This window comes from Herbidospora mongoliensis, assembly GCF_001570545.1.
GTDB classification, from domain to species: Bacteria; Actinomycetota; Actinomycetes; order Streptosporangiales; family Streptosporangiaceae; genus Herbidospora; species Herbidospora mongoliensis.
In genome coordinates this window covers 837,145-857,034 of the sequence record NZ_BBXD01000008.1, presented here as the reverse complement: position 1 = coordinate 857,034, position 19,890 = coordinate 837,145, and the positions used below count along the sequence as shown (strand labels likewise).

Here is a 19,890-nt window from a genome sequence, read left to right as displayed (position 1 = left end):
GTGCTCCCGGTCACCGACGCCCTGCCGCGACTGCTGGCCGCCCTCGACGACGCCGGCGCGGCCGTGCTGACCTCGCCTCCGGGCAGCGGCAAGACCACGCTCGTCCCGCTCGCGCTGGCCCCACGCAAGGTCGTGGTGGCCGAGCCCCGGCGGATCGCCGTCCGGGCCGCCGCGCGGCGGATGGCCTGGTCCCTTGGCGAGAAGGTCGGCGAAACGGTCGGCTACACCATCCGCGGCGAACGCCAGGTATCCGCGAAGACCCGCATCGAGGTCGTGACGACCGGCGTCCTGCTCCAGCGGCTCCAGCGTGACCCCGAACTCGAAGGGGTCGATGCGGTCATCGTCGACGAGTGCCACGAACGCCATCTCGACGCCGACACGACCCTGGCCTTTCTTCTGGACGTACGCGCCGCGCTCCGCCCCGACCTGCGCATTCTGGCCATGTCGGCGACCGCTGACGCCCCCCGGTGGGCTTCGCTGATCGACGGGCCCGTGGTGGAGGCACTCGGGGCGGTGCATCCCCTCGACGTCGTGTGGGCGCCGCCGCCCAAACCCGCGGTGATCTGGCCCCGGGTGGACGGGGCCTTCCTCTCTCATGTCGCCGCGACGGTCCGGCGGGCCTTCGACGAGCGTGACGGCGACGTGCTCTGTTTCCTGCCCGGCGTGGGCGAACTCGGCGCGGTGGGGCGCCAGCTCGGCGATCTCAACGTCCTTCAGGTGCACGGCGGATCGTCGTCCCAGGTCCAGGACGCCGTGCTCTCTCCCAGCGCGGAACGCCGCGTCATCCTGGCCACGTCCGTCGCCGAGTCGAGCCTGACCGTCCCTGGCGTGCGAATCGTGGTCGACTCCGGGCTGGCCCGCGAACCCCGCATGGATCATGCCCGGGGGCTGGGGTCCCTGGTGACCGTCCCGGCGTCGAAGGCGGCGGCCACCCAGCGGGCGGGGCGGGCCGGCCGCGAAGGCCCGGGGGTCGTCTACAGGTGCTGGCAGGAGGCCGAGCGGCGGGCCGACCATCCGCAGCCGGAGATCGCGCTGGCCGACCTGACCTCGTTCGCCCTCCAGGCGGCGTGCTGGGGCGCAGGCCGGCTCTCCCTGCTCGACCAGCCTCCGGCCGGGGCTCTCAAGGTGGCGCGGGAGACCCTCACGCTGCTCGGTGCGCTCGACGGCGAGAAGGTGACACCGCAGGGGCGGCGGATCGCCGGGATCGGCGTCCATCCTCGCCTCGCCCGCGCGCTCCTGGACGGCGCGCCGGTGACCGGCGCCCGCAGGGCCGCCGAGATCGTTGCTCTCCTGTCCGGCCAGCTCCCCCGGGACGCCTCCGACGACCTCGTCACCGTCTGGCGAGCCACCCGGACACCGGAGATCCGGCGCGAGACCGACCGGCTGATGCGTGACGCGACCGCGGCCCTTCCGCCGGAAGCGCCCCGAGGGCAGGCGGATCGCGCCGGAAGCCCGAGCCGGGGAAGCTCCAGCGCACGAGGTCCCAGTTCGGGAAGCCCCACGCAGGCGCACACCGACGACCAGGCCGCTGGGATCGTGGTCGCCCTCGCCTACCCGGAACGGGTCGCGCGGCGGCGGCCCGGTTCCGGGTTCGTCATGGCTTCCGGGACGGGGGCCGAGGTCTCGCAGGGGTCCAGGCTCGCCGAGGCCGAGTGGCTGGCGGTCGCGGTCGCCGATCGGGCCACCGGGCGGGCGGCCGCGCGCATCCGGCAGGCCGCGGTCATCGATGAGGGCATCGCGCTGATGTCGGGGCCGATCACCGAGGAAGACGAGATCGTCTGGCGCGACGGCGATGTGGTGGCCCGGCGCACGCGCAGGCTGGGGGCGATCGAGTTGTCGTCCAAGGCCCTGAAGAACGTCGACGTCTCGGCGGCGGTCAAAGAAGGGCTGCGGCAGGAGGGTCTGGGGCTGCTGAACTGGACTCCGGCCGCCCGGGCGCTGCGGGAGCGGATGGAGTTCGCCCACAAGGCTCTCGGCGATCCGTGGCCTGATGTCGGGAAGGCGCTGGTCGAGGCGCTCAACCTGACCAAGGTCCGCCGCCGCGCCGACCTGGCCGCCGTCGATGTCGCCACCACTCTCCGAGGGCTCATTCCTTGGTCGGTACGTATCGACCAGGTCGTCCCGGAACGACTGGAGATCCCCAGCGGTTCGCAGGTCCGCCTCGACTACAGCGGTGACCGGCCGGTGCTGGCGGCCAGGGTGCAGGAGCTCTTCGGGTGGACGGGGACCCCGGCCGTGGCAGGCGTCCCGGTGACCATCCACCTGCTCTCACCCGCGGGAAGACCCGTCGCCGTCACGGGGGATCTGGCGTCGTTCTGGCGGGAAGGCTATCGGCAGGTCCGGGCCGAGCTGCGGGGGCGTTATCCGAAGCATCCCTGGCCGGAGGATCCGCTGTCCGCACCGCCGACGTCCCGGACCAATCCCCGTCGTCGCTAGACGATCAGTCAAGATCCGGCACTCATCGGTCAAGCGATCATCCGCGTTATTCCCCTAAAGGACATTCCACTACTTTTCACCCCATTTGTGCACTTACGGTGCTGGGGACAGCACAAATCGCATACCAGGGGGACACATGCGACACGCTCGTCTTCGGCTCGCCGCTCTCGGCACGGCCTCGGCAGTGGTCTCGGCCGCTGCCTGGGTCGGGACGACGGCGGCATGGGCAACACCAGTGCCGGACGTCCCCTCATCCGCACCCGCGGTGAGTCCCGAGCCGACTGAGAGCCCTTCGGGCTCGGAAAACCCCTCTGCCAGCCCCACGACGACCGCCGAAGCGTCGGCGGCCCTTAAGGACGCCCTGACCAAGAGCGCCGAGGCCAACACCGCGTCGGGCACGATGCACCTCAGCGCCAACGGCAAAATCGACGCGCGCGGCACGTGGGCCCGCCAGAACAAGCCCAATGTACTGACCGCCAAGGTCAGCACCCTCACACTCAACGGCAAGCCCAACTCCGCGCAGCCCCAGGTCATCGTCAGCGGTGACACCGCCTACGTGAACGGCGACGGCCTGATCCCGAACCAGGGCAACACGTGGTGGCAGGTTCCGCTGAACAACCTGCCCGGCGAGCGCGGCAAGATGATCTCCGATCTGGTCACCAGTGGCCGCCTCCAGGACCCGGCGACGATCAAGCAGATTTCGAGCGCGTACAAGGACATCGAGAACGAGGGGCAGGAGCAGGTCGGCGGCCAGACCGTCACCCACTACAGCTCCACCCTCGACACGCAGGAGGCTGCGCAGGCCGCCGGTCTGCCCATCCCGTCGCCGTCGCCCGCCAACATGCCCAAGACGCTCCGGGTGGACACCTGGGTCGACTCCACGGGCATGGTCAAGCGGCAGCAGTTCCGCAACGCGGAAGGCGGCCAGCCGTTCAACCTGAACCTGACGGTCAAGGACTACAACAAGCCGGTCACCGTGCAGACGCCGCCGGCCGGCCAGGTCAAGGAGGTCGACCCGCAGACCCTGAAGAACCTTCTGGGCGAGTAGCCCGGTAGCCAACTAGACGCGCCCTCCCCTCAGGGAGGGCGCGTTTTGGCATGATCGCGAGCTATGAGCCAGTGGAGAGTCCTCATCGAGGAGAACGTCGGCGGCCCCCGCAACAAGGAGTGGCGCATCTCCGACATCTACCAGGTCAAGGGTGAGCGACCGGAGGCCAGATCGATCGCGTACGAGCTCGCGGTGCGGCACGTCCCGCATCACCCGATGAACCTGGGAAGCCGCAGCGTCTACCGCATCAGCGACGACGAGTACCTGACCACGATCAAAGGGGCGACCGAGAAATACCACTACAGAGTGGTCGTGGCCGAACTCTTGACCCTGGACGATACTGATGAGCTATCTTAGTGATATCACTTCGATAGTCAGGAGAAAGCGCATGGAACGAGAGGCCTTCAGGATGAACGGGTTCGTCATCCTGCTCGCGCTGATCGTCGTCACGGCGGCGCTGGTGCTGTTCGGCCTGACCCGGGACGAGGCGTTCTTCATCGTGAGCCTGGTCGTGGCGGTGGTGATCGTGGGCCTGGCGGCGTCCGGCTTCGCGATCGTGAACCCCAACGAGGCCAAAGTCGTGCAGTTCTTCGGCCGCTACATCGGCACCGTCAAGGCCGCCGGCTTCACCTGGACGGTCCCGTTCACCGACAAGAACCGCATCAGCCTCCGGGTTCGGAACTTCGAGACCGCCAAGCTCAAGGTCAACGACGCCGACGGCAACCCCGTCGAGATCGGCGCCGTCGTCGTCTACCGGGTCGTCGACACCGCCAAGGCGTCGTTCTCGGTGGACGACTACGAGAACTTCGTCGCCATCCAGTCGGAGGCCGCCGTGCGGCACCTGGCGACGACGCATCCCTACGACTCCCACGTCGAGGAGCGCACCAGCCTCCGTGACGGCGCGACGGTCGCCGAGGAGCTCACCACCGAACTCCGCGAGCGCACCGAACTGGCCGGCATCGAGCTGCTGGAGGCCCGCATCACCCACCTGGCCTACGCCCCCGAGATCGCCCAGGCCATGCTGGTCCGCCAGCAGGCCGCCCAGGTCGTCGCCGCGAGGCGGCAGATCGTCGAAGGCGCGGTCGGCATGGTCCAGCTCGCCCTCGACCGTCTCAGCGAGGAGAACGTCGTCGAACTCGACGAGGAACGCCGCGCCGCGATGGTCTCCAACCTCCTGGTCGTGCTGTGCGGCGATCGGGCGGTCCAGCCGGTGGTCAACGCCGGCAGCCTGTATGCCTGACGAACGTCCCGCCAAAAAGGAGCCCAAGAAGCTCCTGCTGCGGCTCGATCCGGCCGTCCACGAAGCTCTGGCCAAGTGGGCGGCCGACGACCTCCGCAGCGTCAACGCGCAGATCGAATTCGCGCTGAGAATGGCGCTGGCTCAGGCGGGACGGGCGCCGAAAAGGTCCGACTAGGCATCGTCTTGGTTACGAGCCTTCAAATGGCAGGTGTGTCCGGTCCAGACTCTGGACATGTCGTGGGCCGGACGTACCGCCGTGGAGATAGCCGACGCCGTGCGCGCCGGCGAGGCGACAGCGGAGCAGGTCGTGGCCGACCACCTGGAAGCCGTCGCCGCACGTGACGGGGCCATCGGAGCCTTCAGGACGGTCCTGGCCGACTCGGCGATGGCCGAGGCGAAGGCATTGGGACACCGCCCCGACCTGCCGCTGGCGGGAGTGCCCGTGGCGATCAAGGACAACGTGGCCGTGGCAGGACATACCGCCACCAACGGCTCCCTGGCTTCTCCGGCTTCCGCCGCCCTGACGGACCACCCCGTGGTCGCCCGGCTCCGCGCGGCGGGCGCGATCGTGATCGGCCTGACGAAGGTCCCCGAACTCTGTCTGTACGCCTTCTCCGAGACCCGCAACCCCTGGAACCCCGACCGGACGGCAGGCGGATCCTCGGGCGGCAGCGCGGCAGCGGTGGCCTCCGGAATGGTCCCCCTGGCGTTGGGGAACGACGGGCTCGGGTCGTTACGGATCCCGGCGGCGTGCTGCGGCGTGGTCGCCCTCAAACCCGGCCACGGCATGCTGGAGCCCCCGCCGCACGACTGGTTCGCGATGGCCGAGAACGGCCCCCTGTCCACCAGCGTCAACGACACGATCCTGGCCCTGACCGTGATGACGGGAACGCCGATCCTCCCCGAGGCCGAAGACCTCCGCATCGCCGTCGCCCCCAACCCGCTCCCGCCAGGCTTCTCGGTGGACGCGGAGTTCCAGGAGGCCGTCCGAGCGGCCGGCGCGACGCTGCGCGAAGCGGGCCACACGGTCGTCGACCACGGCCGCAGGTTCCCGATGTCGCTCGGCTGGTCGACCATCGCCGCCTGGTACTCCTGCGCCGCCGCCGACGCAGGCGACCTCGACCAGCGCAGACTCGAAGGACGAACCCGCTCGATGGCCCGCACCGGACGGCTGCTCCAGAAGATCCGGCGAGACGGTACCCGGGGCCGCGACGACTGGCGGGCCAACGGCGCCGACCTCTGGTTCGGCGACGCCGACGTGCTCATCACCCCGACCATCGCCCACCTGCCGCCCTCCCCGGACGGCTGGGCGTCGAAGGGCATGGCCCGCAACGCCTACACCAACATCACCTACGCGCCGCTGACGGGGGCGTGGAACATGGCGGGCTGGCCCGCGATGACCCTGCCGTTCGGCCGCCACAGCTCAGGCCTGCCGATCGGCATCCAGTTGATCGCCCCACCGGATGGCGAAGGCATGCTGCTCAGCCTGGCGGGCTACCTGGAGCGCGCCCGGCCATGGGCTCGACACGCGTCGCTCATTTGACAGCGGTCAAAGCGTTGAACGATTGACGGCTACTCGTTTGACACAGCAGGTAGCCGCTATGCAGAACGCGTGCGATTATCGCACCATGAAAGACCCGGAGCAGTGGGCGGACGTCGGCGAACGTGTGCGCGAATGTCGTGTCGCCGCCGGCCTCTCACAGGAAGATCTGGCACGGGCCCTCAGTCTCGACCGGACGATGATCGCCAAGATCGAAATAGGCGTTCGGCGCGTCGACGCACTGGAGCTGTTGCGACTGTCTGACGTTCTGGACATTCCGCTGGATTTCCTTGTTAGCACCCCGCCAGCGGTCATATCTCGCCGAGTCCAGTTGACCGAGGACACAGCGACCGACGCGGGCAGGAACGCCTTCAGACTGCAGGTGGCACTCACCGCCTGGGCGGCGGACATCCGGCAACTCATCGATCTGGGAGTGCTGTCACCTCCGCCGGTTGTCGATTATTCGAGTCCCATCCAAAGAACTTCAGACGCCCGCGAAGCGGCGAGGTGGGTCAGGCAGCGGCTTGGACTCAATGCGCGCCCTATCGAGTCCCTCATCGCCGTATGCGAGGAAATGGGGCAACTCATCGCAGTTGTTGATCTTCCAGGTGACGGCGCGTCGATGATCGAAGGCGACGTTGCCGCCGCGGTGGTCAGCCGGCAGGGCGACCCTGGCCGCCGACGTGCCACCGCCGCACACGAGTTGGGCCATCTGATCATCGGCGATGAGTACTCCTCCGACATCGGTATCAGCGCGTCCCGCAGCGACCGGGAAACAGTCATCGACGCCTTCGCCGCAGAGCTTCTGGTGCCGATCGCGGCGTATGAGGGTATGAGCCGAGATTCGATCCGCGAAGGACTGATGAAGGTCGCAGCCCACTATCGAGCCTCATGGTCGCTTGTCATTCGCCAGGCGACGGAGGCGGGTTTCCTCGACAGAGAGCAAGTGACGAATCTCCGGAGGCGCACCCCCACGCGTGCTGAACTTCTTGAGGCCGTCGGCTGGGCTCCACAGCCGGACCTGGAGTCGATCCGGGTTTCACCTCGTTACGCCCATGCCGTGCTGGAGGCATATCGGCGACAACTGGTTACGGCATCACGTGCCGTAGAGATGATGCGGGGACATCTGACAGAAGAAGATCTGCCTCTCAGAGACGACGGAGATTCCGTTCTGTGAGCGGTCGCCCCCTGGTCTTCGACACCATGTGCCTCACTCACTTCTGTCTGGCCGAACGATTCGATGTGCTGAGCGATCTGCTCGCCGGAGAAACGTGTCTGACGACCCACATCGTGCGCGACGAAATCCGAAAGGCACTGCCCACGAATCCGGAAGTACAGCACGCGCTTGACGCCGAATGGCTCGGCGTATCGGATCTGTCATCCATGCGGGAGATTCTCGGGCTCGCCACCTGGATGCGGAGAATCGGCTCCGCACGACGAGACCGCGGGGAAGCCAGTGTGTTCACCGCAGCAGAACTCGAAGCCGGAATCGCCATCACCGACGACCGGGAGGCGAGAACCGTGGCCGGCGCGTATGGCCTTGAGGTTCACGGAACCCTCTGGCTGCTCGGTCGGGCGTGCCGCCAAGGCAAACTGACCGAAGTCTCGGCCGACAACATCCTCGACGCGTTGATCGCCACAGGAATGCGCCAGCCGTGTTCGGGCTCGGCCTTCGGAGTGTTCGCCAGGCGGCACGGCCTCTTCTAGCCGTTCAGATCCCGATCGGGTGCCAGACCGTCTTGGTCTCCAGGAACGCCGTCATCCGCCCCGTTCCCGGGTTCGCCGCCCAATCCGTCTTCCCATTAGGCCGCAGCACCCGCTTCAGGTTCTCCGCCGCCAGCTCCTCGCACTTCTGCGCCAGCTCCGCGTCCGCCCCGGTGAGATCGAGCCCGTTGACGTCCATGTGCCCCGCCATCCAGGGCGCCATCTCGGCGGCGGACCCCGTCAGGATGTTCACCACCCCACCCGGCAGGTCGGAGGTGGCCAGCACCTCGGCCAGCGTGATCGACGGCAGCGGCGCCCGCTCGGAGGCGATCACCACGCAGGTGTTCCCCGTCACGATCACCGGTGCGATCACCGAGACGAGCCCGAACAGCGGACCCATCGGCGGAGCCACGATCCCGACCACCCCGGTCGGCTCAGGCGTCGACAGGTTGAAATAGGGCCCGGAGACAGGATTCGACGACCCCCGCAGCGACGTGATCTTGTCGGACCACCCGGCGTACCAGACCAGCCGGTCGACGGCCGCGTCGACGAGCTCGCCGGCCTTCTTCCCGGACACCCCGTCGGCCTCGGCGACCTCGGACACGAACTGCGCCCGCCGCCCCTCCAGCATCTCGGCGATCCGGTAGAGGATCTGCCCCCGGTTGTAGGCGGTGGCCGAAGACCACCCCGGGAAGGCCTTCCGAGCGGCGACGACGGCCTCCCGGAGGTCCTTGCGGGACGCCTTGGACGCGTTGGCCAGGAACTCGCCCTTGGCACCGGTCACGGCGTAGGACCTCCCGCTCTCCGACCGAGGGAACGCACCGCCGATGTACAGCTTGTACGTCTTCCGCACCGACAGCCGCTCGCTCACGAGATCTCCTTCAGGTACGCCTCGAGCCCGTGGCGACCGCCCTCACGCCCGTACCCGGACTCCTTGAACCCACCGAACGGCGAGGTGGGATCGAACTTGTTGAACGTGTTGGACCAGACGACCCCGGCCCGCAGCTTGGACGCCATCCACAGCATCCGGGAGGCCTTCTCCGTCCAGACACCGGCCGACAGCCCGTAGGGCGTGTTGTTGGCCTTCTCGACGGCCTCGGCCGGAGTGCGGAAGGTGAGGACCGACAGGACCGGGCCGAAGATCTCCTCGCGCGCGATCCGGTGTGACTGGGACACCCCGGTGAACACGGTCGGCGGGAACCAGAAACCCTTGTCGGGCAGCGCGCAGGCGGGCGACCAGCGCTCGGCCCCCTCGCTCTCCCCAGCCGAGGACAGCTCGCGGATCTTGGCCAGCTGGGCGGCCGAGTTGATCGCGCCGATGTCGGTGTTCTTGTCGAGCGGGTCGCCGAGCCGCAGCGTGGACAGCCGCCGCTTCAGAGACGACATCAGCTCCTCGGCGATCGATTCCTGGACCAGCAGCCGGGACCCGGCACAGCAGACGTGCCCCTGGTTGAAGAAGATGCCGGTCACGATGCCCTCGACGGCCTGGTCGAGGGCCGCGTCGTCGAAGACGATGTTGGCGGCCTTGCCGCCGAGTTCGAGGGTCACCTTCTTGTTCGTGCCGGCGACCGACTTCGCGATCAGCCGTCCGACCTCGGTCGACCCGGTGAAGGCGACCTTGTCGACCTCGGGGTGGCCGACGACGGCCGCGCCGGTCTCGCCCGCACCTGTCACGATGTTGACCACGCCCGGCGGCAGGTCGGCCTGCTGGCAGATCTCGGCGAACAGCAGCGCGGTCAGCGGGGTGGTCTCGGCGGGCTTCAGCACGACGGTGTTGCCGCAGGCCAGCGCGGGCGCGATCTTCCAGGCCAGCATCAGCAGCGGGAAGTTCCACGGGATGACCTGCCCGGCCACCCCGAGCGGGGTGGTGCCGTAACCGGCGTATTCGAGCTTGTCGGCCCATCCGGCGTAGTAGAAGAAGTGGGCGGCGACCAGGGGCAGGTCGACGTCGCGCGACTCGCGGATCGGCTTGCCGTTGTCGATCGACTCGAGCACGGCCAGTTCGCGGGCCCGCTCCTGGATGATGCGGGCGATCCGGAACAGATACTTGGCCCGCTCGGAGCCGGGCAGCGACGACCAGACGCCGAAGGCCTTCCGGGCGGCCTGCACGGCCCGGTCGACGTCGGCCTCGGTCGCGGTCGCGATCTCGGCCAGCGTCTCCTCGGAGGCGGGGTTGATGGTCTTGAAGGGGGTCCCCGACCCGTCCACGAACTCGCCATTGATGAACAGCCCGTACGACGGTTTGATGTCGACGACATCGCGCGACTCGGGCGCCGGTGCGTACTCGAAGATCATCTCAGTCCAGGGTGAAGTAGTCGGGGCCGGCGTAACGGCCGGTGGTGAGCTTCTGGCGCTGCATCAGCAGGTCGTTGAGTACCGACGACGCGCCGAGCCGGAACCAGTCGGGGTCGAGCCAGTCGGGCCCCGCGGTCTCGTTGACCAGCACGAGCATCTTGATCGCGTCTTTGGTCGTCTTGATCCCGCCGGCCGGCTTCACGCCCACCTTGCGCCCTTCGAGGGCCAGGAAGTCGCGCACCGCCTCGAGCATGACCAGCGTCACCGGCAGCGTGGCGGCGGGCTGGATCTTGCCGGTGGACGTCTTGATGAAGTCTCCCCCGGCCAGCATGGCCAGCCACGAGGCGCGGCGCACGTTGTCGTAGGTGGCCAGCTCGCCGGTCTCCAGGATGACCTTGAGATGGGCTTCGCCGCAGGCCGCCTTGATGGCCTGGATCTCCTCGAAGACCTTCAGGTAGTCACCGGACAGGAACGCGCCCCGGTCGATGACCATGTCGATCTCGTCGGCCCCGGCCGCGACGGCGAACGCCGTGTCGGAGACCTTCACCTCGAGCGTCGAGCGCCCGCTGGGGAACGCGGTGGCGACGGAGGCCACCTTCACCCCCGATGAACCGACGACGTCACGCGCCTCGGCCACCAGATCGGGATAGACACACACGGCCGCGACCGAGGGGACCGTGGCGTCGGTCGGGTCGGGGTGGACGGCCTTCGCGCACATCGCCCGGACCTTGCCCCGGGTGTCGGCGCCTTCCAGGGTCGTGAGGTCGACCATGGAGATGGCCATGTCGATGGCCTGGCGTTTGGCGGACGTCTTGATCGATCGGGTGCCCAGCATCGCGGCCCTGGCATCGGCTCCGACCCGGTCGACACCGGGCAGACCGTGCAGGAAGGCCCGCAGCGAGGCATTCGTCGAGGCAGTCACAGTTGACACCTCCCCAGCATCGCCGACCTTGGGGAATACCGCCAAACCGGGTGCTCACGACACTGCGCCTTCGTTTTTGGCACATCTCACAACTGGCCTAAGCAGGGTCTTAGGTACGAATACGCACACAACCCCTACGAGATAGGGCATCCGCCCGATGCCCCGGGGGGTGTCTTAGACCGAACCTAGAGACAGCAAGGAAGACGTACACGAAACAAGGAGACGGTCAGATGACCCCCGAACTGCACTACCAGATCATCCTCAACCGGGTAGCCGAGCTGCACGACGAGGCGACCAGCTACCGCCGCGTCAGGGAAGCGGAGAAGGCGCGCGAGCGGGGCGGGCATCACCGCCTCCGTGCCAGCCTCGGCAAGTTCCGGGCCCTGTGAAGCGCGTCCAGATGCCGGGCCGGAACCTCCCTCCCGGCCCGGCATCTCAACCCCCATAAATAGACGCGAATCTCATCGAGTAGGCGTGACATGCTGGACGACATGATGGGTCGGGCCGTTAGCCCCGTCTTCGTCGGACGGGAGACCGAGCTGGGGCTGCTCGGCGAGATTTTCGACCAGGCCCGTAAACAGGCCGCCGCCGCCGTCCTCGTGGGCGGCGAGGCGGGGGTCGGTAAGACCCGGCTGGTCACCCGGTTCGCCGAACAGGCCGCCGCCGACGGAGCGCAGGTCTTCGCCGGGGGCTGTGTCGAGCTGTCCACCGAAGGTCTGGCCTACGCGCCGTTCACGGCGGTCCTGCGCCAGCTCGTCCGCGACATGGGGGCTGCGGACGTCGCCGCGCTGCTGCCTGAAGGCGCCGCCCGCGACCTGGCCCGGCTGCTGCCGGAGTTCGGCGAGCCGAGCGGCGACGTCGAGACCGACACGGCCAGGGCCCGCCTGTTCGAACAGATACTGACGCTGCTGGAACGGCTGGCCGAACGCCGCCCGATGGTCCTGATCATCGAGGACGTCCACTGGGCCGACCGGTCGAGTCGTGACCTCATTGCCTTCCTGAGCCGGAACGTGTCGGCGATTCCGATGCTCATGGTGCTGACGTACCGGTCGGACGAGTTGCACCGCACCCACCCGCTCCGGCCGGTGCTCGCCGAGCTGAACCGGGTCGACGGGATCACCAAGGTCGAGGTGCCGCGGTTCACCGAAGACGAGGTGGCCCGGCAGATGACCGGGATCCTGGGCGCCATCCCCGCCTACGGCCGGGTGTCGACCATCTTCGACCGCAGCGCCGGCATTCCGCTGTTCGTGGAGGCGCTGCTCGACTGCGGCCACGACGGGACCCTGCCCGAATCACTCCACGACCTGATCATCGGCCAGGTCGAGCGCCTGCCCGACGAGACCCAGCGGCTGCTGCGCATCGCGGCGGCCGGCGGCAACCGGGTCGGCCATCCCCTGCTCTGCGCCGTCAGCGGGCTGTCGGAGTCCGACCTCGAAGACGCGATCAGGCCCGCCGTGGCGCGCAACGTGCTCCAGGTCGCCGACGGGGGCTACATCTTCCGGCACGCGCTGATCCGCGAGGCCGTCCACGACGAACTGCTGCCCGGTGAGCACGCCCGGCTGCACGCCCGGTTCGCGCAGGAGATCGACCGCGACCGCGCCCTGGTGCCGCCGGGCCGGGCCGCCATCGAGATCGCCCACCACTGGCATTCGGCCAGAGACGATCTGTGGGCGCTCATCTCGGCCTGGGAGGCCTCGGAGAAGGCGACCAAGGCGTTCGCGTACACCGAGAAAGTCCAGTTGCTGGAACGGGTGCTCACCCTCTGGGACAAGGTCCCGGACGCCGCGGAGCGCATCGGCGCCGACCACACCACCGTGCTCGAACGCGCCTCCGAGGGCGCCTACGCGGCCGGCGACGTCGACCGGGCGCTCAAATACGTGAAGGCCGCACTGGCCGAACTCGACGACGAAACCGCCCCCGAGCGGGTCGCCGAACTGCTGGTCCGGATGGCGAGCTGCAAGAAGGAACGTGGCCGCCCCGGCCCCATCGAGCACCTCAGAAGGGCCGAACGGCTGGTGCCGCTGCCCAGCGAGACCCGGACCCTCGTGCTGACCCGTCTCGGCACCCTGCTGATCATGGCCGACGAGATCGTCGAGGGCACCGCGCTCACCACCGAGGCGCTGCGCATCGCCCGCGAGATGGGCGACGAGTGCCGGGAGGCCGACCTCCTGATGAACCTGTCGCTCGGCCACTCGATCAACGACGACCTGGAGGCCGCGCTGGCCGTCAACGCCCGCGCCCAGGCGATCGGCACCCGTCTGAAAACCGGCCGGGTGGTGCTGCGGGCGCTGGCCAACAACGTCGACGCGCTGGAGAACCTGGGCCGCTCCGAGGAGGCCGTCGACCTGGCCGTCGAGGCCGAGAAACTCGCCCGCGAGTACGGCCGCTACCGGAACCAGGGCGTCTTCATCGCCAACAACCGGGCCGAGGCGCTCGAGTCGCTGGGCCGCTGGGACGAGGCGATCGACCTGATCAACAGGTCGCTGATGCTCGACCCGTCCCCGCTCAACCGGTGGCACCTGCTCAGAGTACGCATCCAGATCGGCATGGCCCGGGGCGAGCGGGAGCAGGCCCTCGCCGACCTGACCGAGGTGGGCGCCCTGTCCGGCCGCACCGAGGAGTACACCCAGGAACGCATCCTCAACACCCGCGCGGCCCTTCAGTGGCACCTGCTCACGGGCGACCCGGAGGCCGCGCTGACGAAGGCAGAGAAGGCGCTCAACAGCTGGCCGCTGTCCCGCAAGCCGATGCTCGGCTGGCGCCTGCTCGCGACGACCTACCGGGTGAGCGACGCCGCCCTGCCGATCAGCCCGAACCGGGCCACCGCCCTGCGGGCCAGGGCCGACGACTTCCGCGCCACGATGCACGCGAAGGGCCCGGTCGGCGAGGCCTACGAACGGGAGTGTCACGGCGAGTTCGAGGCGGCCGCGGCCTGCTGGGCGGTGCTGAAGCGCCCCTACCAGCGGGCCCGTAATCTGATCATGGCCGCCGACGGCCTCCACCGCGAGGGCGTCGCGATCAGGCTCCGCACGGCCCACGCCATCGCGGCCGACCTGCGCGCCGTCCCCCTGATGGAACAGATCGAGGCGCAGGCCCGCCGCGCGGGCATCGCCCTGACCGACGTCCCGGCCGAGACGACGGCGCTGCTGACGCCCCGTGAGGTCGAGGTGCTGCGCCTGCTGACCGAGGGCCGGTCGAACCGGGACATCGCCCAGACGCTGACGATCTCCGCGAAGACCGCCAGCGTCCACGTCTCGAACATCCTGGCCAAACTGAGCGTCTCGACCAGGGGCGAGGCCGCCGCGGCGGCCCACCGGCTGTCGCTGTTCACCTAAGCGATCAGCGGCTCCAGCAGCAGGAGCACGCCGAAGACGGCGAACGCGGCGGCGGCGCCGTATTTGATCCACTTCTCCGGCAGGTGCTTGCCCAGCAGGCCGCCGATCACGATGGCCAGCGCGTCCGCGGCCACCATGCCGACCGTCGAGCCGATCCAGGTCCCGACCCAGCCGTACTGGGTGGCCAGGGTGATCGTGGCCAGCATGGTCTTGTCGCCGAGCTCGCTCAGGAAGAACGCGACCGTCACCGCCAGCAGCACCGATTTGGTGGCCCGCTTGGCCTTCGCGGCCTCCTCGTCGGTCAGGGAGTCGCCGCGCAGCGTCCACAGGGCGAAGCCCAGGAACGCGATGCCGGCCACGATGGAGATCGCAGTAGTGGGCAGGTGGTCGCCGAGAAGTCCGCCGAGGGCGACGGAGAAAAGGTGGACGACGGCCGTCGCGATCGTGATGCCGGCCAGGACCGGAAGGGGCCGGAACCTGGTGGCGAAGGTCATGGCCATCAGCTGGCTCTTGTCACCCAGCTCCGCCACGAAGATCACGGCGAGGGAGATCCAGAACGCATCCACTCGGGGTCGCCTTTCGCATCAGCGCGACCGGGCCGAGTTCTGCCGGGGAGCATCACTTCGGCCCGGCAGCGATAAAACACTGTCGGGCCGAAGGTCTCGTCCGCCACATGGGCCCCCGCGGCCGGACGCTCAACGCGTCAGCATGTCGACCAGCGGTGTTGTGGACTACTCCCCTTCGGGCTGTCTCAAAGACTAACGCCTACCATCACGGGTTCATTCACCAGGGTCACCCCGAACTTCGCTTTGACCCCATCCCGCACTTCCCGGGCAAGCTCGATGAGGTCGTCCGCCGAGGCCCGGCCGGTGGGGTTGGTGAGCGCGAGGGTGTGTTTGGTGGACAGCCGGACCGGGCCCTTCGCGTGGCCCTTGCGGAACCCGGCGTGCTCGATCAGCCAGGCGGCCGGGACCTTCACGGCGCCGTCTTCAGCCGGCCAGCGCGGGTAACCCGGGGCCAGTTCCTCGAGCGCGTCGGCCTGCGCCTTGCCCAGTATCGGGTTGGTGAAGAACGATCCGGCGCTGATGGTGTCGGGGTCTGAAGGGTCGAGCACCATGCCCTTGCCTCTGCGCAGTTCGAGCACCTTCGCCCGCGCCTGCGCAAGCGGCACCCGCTCGCCGGGCACGACGCCGAGGCTCTTCGCCAGTTCCGCGTACGCCAATGGCCGCGAAAGACCATCGGTCTTGAGCCGGTAGGTCACCGACAGCACCACGAACCGGTCGAGGGCGCCTTTGAAGGCGCTGTCGCGGTAGGCGAACCCGCAATCGGCTGCTTCGAGGTCGAGGGTCTCCCGCGCGTGGCGGTCGAACACCCGTACGGCGACGACCGTCTGGGAGACGTCCTGGCCATAGGCGCCCACGTTCTGGATCGGGGTCGACCCGACCAGCCCGGGAATCCCCGACAGACACTCGATGCCGGACAGCCCTTCGGCCACGCACCGTTCGACGAGGGGATCCCAGTCCTCCCCCGCCGCCGCCGTCACCAGGCCGCCGTCGATCACCACTCCACGCGTGCCGACCCTGATCACGAGGCCGTCGAACCCGGCGTCGGAGATCAGCAGATTGCTCCCGCCGCCCAGGATCAGCACGGGCTCCCCGCGCCGGTCAGCGCCCGCGACCAGGTCGACCAGCCGCTCATCGGTCTCGGCGGTCACGAAGGCCCGCGCGTTCCCGCCCACCCGCAACGTCGTGTACGGCGCGAGCCGCACCCCCTCTTCCATGCCCGCCAGCCTAACGGCGGAGCAGGTCGAGAACTCTGTCGTAGGTCCGCGTCGACTCCTGCTCGCGATAGTCGGCCTCGGTGTCGAAGTAGCCCCGGTGACGGGCCTGACGCACCGGCAGGTCCTTCTCCGGGACGATCAGACGCCCCGGCAGCATCAGCGAGAACTCCAGATCGGCGTTGCGGTAGAAGCGCGCCTTCTCCGGGAACCCGCCGACCCCCAGCGCCTTGGCCCGGTTGACCGCGAAGAGATAGCCCAGCAGCGCCGGGACCTCCCCGGCCCCCGCGTCGCGCCACTCGGTGCCGCCCGATTCGGGTTCGACGCCCTTCCACCCGGCGCCGACCACATCGGGCACCTCCAGCGCCCGCAGCAGCGGCCGGATCGCGTCGCCCTCGAGGATCGTCGAGGTATCCATGATCACGTGAGCGTCGGCCGTGTCGAGCTGGAGCAGCTTGGTCCGCGCCGGACCCCACTCGGCGGTTCCGCCGTCCCAGTGGGGCTTCTCGGCGACGTGCCAGGCTCTGACCCGGTCGGGGTTGGCCTCGGCCAGTTCGTGCAGGACGTCTCCGGCGCCGTCGACGTTGCCCAGGTCGAGCGCGATGATCCCGGCGTCGCTGTGCGCGAGCAGCGCCGCGACGCAGGCCCGCAGGTCGTCGGGCCACCCGTCGACCAGCAGCGCCACCGAGGCGGTCAGCTTCGGGATGTCGATCTGCCGGTCGACGCGCGAGGTGGCGATCGCGCCGTCCCACAGGGCCTGCGAGGCGGCCATCGACGGGGTGCCCGCGTCGTTGAGCGCCGTCTCGGTGATCGACCCCGGATAGGGCACGGTCGACTTCGGGTCGGGATCGCCGGGCGGGCGGCCCTCGACGATCGACGACACCGGGATCGACCGGACCGACGGCCACACCTCGTAGTGGGGACGTTCGGTCAGCTCGAAGCCGCCGCCGGGCGTGTCGTAGACGTCGTAGCCCGCGCGGACGAGCTCCTCGCGCAGCCGCTCGGCGGCCTCGAAGTCCTTGTCGGCACGGGCCGCGGCGCGGCGTTCGGCGATCTCGACGACGTTTCGCGGTGGTTGGCTCACCTAGGGAGCGCTACCCCCGCATTTTGGGCTTAAGCGAGCTGAACAACCGCCCTGGCCTTGGACAGCACCCGCGCGTCGCCCGACTTGGCGGTCAGCACGACGATCACCCGCTTGTCGGGGAGCTTCTCCTCGATGAGGCCGGAGACGGTGATCGTGGCGCCCGTGTCGTCGTCGGGCACGACCACCATCGACGAGAACCGCACGCCGTAGTCGACGACGGCGCCCGGGTCGCCGGCCCAGTCGGTGACGTAACGGCCGCCCTGGGCCATCGTGTACATCCCGTGGGCGATCACGTCGGGCAGGCCGACGGACGTGGCGAACCGCTCGTTCCAGTGGATGGGGTTGAAGTCACCGGACGCCCCGGCGTACATCACCAGGTTGACGCGCTGGACGCGATATTCGGCCGGGGGCAGCTCCTGGCCCTGCTCGACCTCGTCGTACTTGATCGTGGCGCCCATGGCTACTTCGCCCCTCCCCGCTCGACGATCACGTTGAAACTGGTGCAGACGGGCTCGCCGTCGAGGGTGGTGACGTCGCCGCGGACGGTCACGAACTCGTTGCGGCCCACCGAGCGGATCTCGGAGATCGTCGAGGTGCACAGCAACTGGTCGCCTGCGTAGATGGGCCGGTCATAGGTGAACCGCTGCTCGCCGTGGACGACCATCGCCCAGTCGAGCCCGAATTCGGGGTCGTTGAGCCCCTCACCGGCGCCCGTCAGGGCGAACACGATGGGGAAGGTCGGCGGGGCGACCACGTCGGGGTGCCCGGCGGCCTGAGCGGCCTCGGCGTCGCGGTAGATCGGGTTCGCGTCACCGATGGCGGCGGCGAACTCCTTGATCTTCAGGCGGCTGACCTCGTAGGGCGTCGGCGACGAGTACGCCCGCCCGATGAAGTCGCGGTTCAACGCCATCGGGCGCTCCTCGCGGTTGATCAGTGTTGTGAACGACCAGTTCTACCGTACGGCCGAACAGCGCGATAACCGAGGAGGAAGCACCAATGGAAACGCGAACAACCGGCGGCCCTGAAAGTGGCGTCGCCGGTTTCGCGTGAGAACGAGCACCGCACCCACGGCTGGGGGGCCGCCGGGTGTTCGCTGAACTGACTACAGGTTTAGCGGGTCTCTCGGTGAGCCTGGTGCGTCTTGCAGTTGGGGCAGTACTTCTTCAGCTCAAGCCGATCCGGGTCGTTGCGCCGGTTCTTCCGCGTGATGTAGTTGCGGTGCTTGCACTCCTGGCAGGCCAGCGTGATCTTCGGCCTAACGTCGGTGGCAGCCACGTGGGAGTGCCTTTCTACGTCTGGGACTACTGGACAACCCACACCGGCCCTGTGAAGGGAACCCGGAAGGGTAGTAGCGGAGGCCGGACTTGAACCGGCGACACAACGATTATGAGCCGTTTGCTCTGCCTGACTGAGCTACTCCGCCTGGAGGCCGACGAAAACTGACCGGCCACGCAAGGATACCCGACCCGTGCGACTGCCACACACGTGGTATTCCACTGGGAACGGGCTTCGGGGATTACGAGTAATCCCCAAATCAATTTCGCGGGGCATGATTTCCACCCGCCAAGCCAAAAGCCCCACCCGAATTTATCGGACAGGACCTGATGGCTTTAGAGCCCCCAAACGGAATCGAACCGTTGACCTTCTCCTTACCATGGAGACGCTCTGCCGACTGAGCTATAGGGGCGGATCCTGCGTTCGCTCTCGCGTTCGCGGATGGGTAAACCATACACGTCCCGCGCAGTGGATGCGAAATCCAATCGGCTAGGGAGTCTGGAGGGTCCCGATCAGGTCGGCGCCCTGCTCCTGGGCCGACTGGAGGTCGCCGGGTTCGATCGTGTAGCTGGTGAAGAAAGTGCGGCCCTGCCTGCTGGTCGGCGTGGCGAGGGTCACCTTGGCCTCATAGGGCTTCTCCAGGCAGTCGGGCAGGCACCAGCTGCCGGTCAGCATGCCGTGGCCCACGGCGTTGTCGGGCCCCCACTTGTCCCACCTGAGCTTGTTCATCGTGGAGAACTCGGAGATCACCAGGTCGGCCGGCTTCTGGGCGGGCGAGCCCTGCTCGTCGCCGAAGAAGTTGAGCACGTACACATCCTGGGCCGACGGTGTGGACGCGGCAGGCGGCGTCGGGCTGGGGATCCCGTCAGGTGGCGTCGCGGAGCCGCAGGCGACGAGCGCGACGCAGAAGGCGAGGACAGTGACCAGGCGCATGTCTCGACCGTAAACGGCCGGGTCGGGAAATCCCTGTTACCTGAGGGTGTTGTTATGGCCTGAGCGGCACGACTTCACAGAGGTCGGCCAGGTCGACGAACCGGGCGACCTCGTCGACCGAGAAGCAGTCGGCGAGGTGGCGGCCATGCCGTTCCACGCGAAGCACTTGACGCTCGCCGAACAGTCCGGGCACGATCGCGTAGCCGTCAGGCCCCACCCATCGACTCCTCATAGCTCGACAAACTAGCGTCCCCCACCGTCAATTTCGCCTCATAGGCCACACCAAGTCGACCCCAGGTCT

At 68.5% G+C, this 19,890-nt stretch carries 20 protein-coding genes, 2 tRNA genes and 1 pseudogene; 10 read left to right on the top strand and 13 right to left on the bottom strand.

Annotated elements, in window-relative coordinates:
- The 8 genes and pseudogenes from hrpB (at position 1) to AW272_RS04215 (ending at position 7,971) form a co-directional block, all read left to right on the top strand.
- Positions 1-2,436, top strand: coding sequence for an ATP-dependent helicase HrpB (hrpB, locus tag AW272_RS04250; protein WP_245657182.1), 2,436 nt, complete (start codon positions 1-3; stop codon positions 2,434-2,436).
- A gap of 265 nt (positions 2,437-2,701) precedes the next feature.
- The gene (locus AW272_RS04245; protein ID WP_066361099.1) at positions 2,702-3,484 is read left to right on the top strand and encodes an SCO4651 family lipoprotein; all 783 of its coding nucleotides are present in this window, start codon (positions 2,702-2,704) and stop codon (positions 3,482-3,484) included.
- Positions 3,485-3,547: 63 nt separating this feature from the next.
- Positions 3,548-3,841 carry a hypothetical protein gene (locus AW272_RS04240; RefSeq protein ID WP_066361098.1) on the top strand — a complete coding sequence of 98 codons (294 nt, stop codon included), beginning with the start codon at positions 3,548-3,550 and terminating at the stop codon, positions 3,839-3,841.
- A gap of 31 nt (positions 3,842-3,872) precedes the next feature.
- Positions 3,873-4,724: an SPFH domain-containing protein gene (locus AW272_RS04235; RefSeq protein ID WP_066361097.1), complete on the top strand. Its 852-nt coding sequence runs from the start codon at positions 3,873-3,875 to the stop codon at positions 4,722-4,724.
- Positions 4,717-4,887 (top strand): annotated as a pseudogene (locus tag AW272_RS04230) (type II toxin-antitoxin system antitoxin); the annotation flags it as partial. The gene AW272_RS04235 and the pseudogene AW272_RS04230, both read left to right, overlap by 8 nt.
- A gap of 69 nt (positions 4,888-4,956) precedes the next feature.
- Positions 4,957-6,267: an amidase gene (locus AW272_RS04225; protein ID WP_066361237.1), complete on the top strand. Its 1,311-nt coding sequence runs from the start codon at positions 4,957-4,959 to the stop codon at positions 6,265-6,267.
- A gap of 85 nt (positions 6,268-6,352) precedes the next feature.
- Entirely contained in the window at positions 6,353-7,441 is a 1,089-nt protein-coding gene (locus AW272_RS04220; protein ID WP_066361235.1) for a helix-turn-helix domain-containing protein, read from the top strand.
- Positions 7,438-7,971 carry a PIN domain-containing protein gene (locus AW272_RS04215; protein ID WP_066361095.1) on the top strand — a complete coding sequence of 178 codons (534 nt, stop codon included), beginning with the start codon at positions 7,438-7,440 and terminating at the stop codon, positions 7,969-7,971. Before AW272_RS04220 ends, AW272_RS04215 begins: the two co-directional genes overlap by 4 nt.
- Positions 7,972-7,975: 4 nt before the next feature.
- On the opposite strand, the gene AW272_RS04210 is transcribed toward AW272_RS04215, so the two are convergent.
- From AW272_RS04210 to deoC, 3 genes are read right to left on the bottom strand one after another with little or no spacing between them, the layout of a single operon-like run.
- The gene (locus tag AW272_RS04210) at positions 7,976-8,839 is read right to left on the bottom strand and encodes an aldehyde dehydrogenase family protein (RefSeq protein WP_066361094.1); all 864 of its coding nucleotides are present in this window, start codon (positions 8,837-8,839) and stop codon (positions 7,976-7,978) included.
- Positions 8,836-10,263 carry an aldehyde dehydrogenase family protein gene (locus AW272_RS04205; protein WP_218010776.1) on the bottom strand — a complete coding sequence of 476 codons (1,428 nt, stop codon included), beginning with the start codon at positions 10,261-10,263 and terminating at the stop codon, positions 8,836-8,838. The genes AW272_RS04210 and AW272_RS04205 overlap by 4 nt, the downstream gene beginning before the upstream one ends.
- Position 10,264: 1 nt before the next feature.
- A complete protein-coding gene (gene deoC / locus AW272_RS04200) occupies positions 10,265-11,185 on the bottom strand; it encodes a deoxyribose-phosphate aldolase (protein ID WP_439649133.1) in 921 nt (306 codons plus the stop codon).
- Between the two features lie 230 nt (positions 11,186-11,415).
- Between deoC and AW272_RS41760 the strand changes: the two genes are divergently transcribed.
- Together AW272_RS41760 and AW272_RS04195 are read left to right on the top strand one after the other, a co-directional pair.
- Positions 11,416-11,574 (top strand): hypothetical protein, encoded by a 159-nt coding sequence (locus AW272_RS41760; RefSeq protein WP_157518284.1) that lies wholly within the window; start codon positions 11,416-11,418, stop codon positions 11,572-11,574.
- A 102-nt stretch (positions 11,575-11,676) separates the two neighbouring features.
- On the top strand, positions 11,677-14,520 hold the full coding sequence (locus tag AW272_RS04195) for a helix-turn-helix transcriptional regulator (RefSeq protein WP_245657181.1): 2,844 nt from the start codon (positions 11,677-11,679) through the stop codon (positions 14,518-14,520).
- On the opposite strand, the gene AW272_RS04190 is transcribed toward AW272_RS04195, so the two are convergent.
- From AW272_RS04190 to AW272_RS04145, 10 genes are all read right to left on the bottom strand, one after another.
- Positions 14,517-15,086 (bottom strand): TMEM165/GDT1 family protein, encoded by a 570-nt coding sequence (locus AW272_RS04190; protein WP_066361091.1) that lies wholly within the window; start codon positions 15,084-15,086, stop codon positions 14,517-14,519. The genes AW272_RS04195 and AW272_RS04190 overlap by 4 nt on opposite strands.
- A 185-nt stretch (positions 15,087-15,271) precedes the next feature.
- Positions 15,272-16,300, bottom strand: coding sequence for a UDP-N-acetylmuramate dehydrogenase (locus tag AW272_RS04185; protein WP_066361090.1), 1,029 nt, complete (start codon positions 16,298-16,300; stop codon positions 15,272-15,274).
- A gap of 10 nt (positions 16,301-16,310) precedes the next feature.
- Positions 16,311-17,381, bottom strand: a complete 1,071-nt coding sequence (locus AW272_RS04180; protein ID WP_066361089.1) for a CysS/YqeB C-terminal domain-containing protein — start codon at positions 17,379-17,381, stop codon at positions 16,311-16,313.
- Positions 17,382-17,410: 29 nt separating this feature from the next.
- A complete protein-coding gene (locus AW272_RS04175) occupies positions 17,411-17,839 on the bottom strand; it encodes a MaoC family dehydratase (protein WP_066361088.1) in 429 nt (142 codons plus the stop codon).
- 2 nt (positions 17,840-17,841) lie between these two features.
- On the bottom strand, positions 17,842-18,291 hold the full coding sequence (locus AW272_RS04170) for a MaoC family dehydratase N-terminal domain-containing protein (RefSeq protein WP_066361087.1): 450 nt from the start codon (positions 18,289-18,291) through the stop codon (positions 17,842-17,844).
- Between the two features lie 200 nt (positions 18,292-18,491).
- The gene (gene rpmG / locus AW272_RS04165) at positions 18,492-18,656 is read right to left on the bottom strand and encodes a 50S ribosomal protein L33 (RefSeq protein ID WP_030921771.1); all 165 of its coding nucleotides are present in this window, start codon (positions 18,654-18,656) and stop codon (positions 18,492-18,494) included.
- A 74-nt stretch (positions 18,657-18,730) separates the two neighbouring features.
- Positions 18,731-18,804: transfer RNA gene (locus AW272_RS04160), tRNA-Met, on the bottom strand.
- A 191-nt stretch (positions 18,805-18,995) separates the two neighbouring features.
- Positions 18,996-19,068 (bottom strand) — tRNA-Thr (locus AW272_RS04155).
- Positions 19,069-19,145: 77 nt separating this feature from the next.
- Positions 19,146-19,589 (bottom strand): hypothetical protein, encoded by a 444-nt coding sequence (locus AW272_RS04150; protein WP_066361086.1) that lies wholly within the window; start codon positions 19,587-19,589, stop codon positions 19,146-19,148.
- 52 nt (positions 19,590-19,641) lie between these two features.
- Positions 19,642-19,821 carry a transposase gene (locus AW272_RS04145; protein ID WP_066361085.1) on the bottom strand — a complete coding sequence of 60 codons (180 nt, stop codon included), beginning with the start codon at positions 19,819-19,821 and terminating at the stop codon, positions 19,642-19,644.
- Positions 19,822-19,890 lie beyond the last annotated feature (69 nt).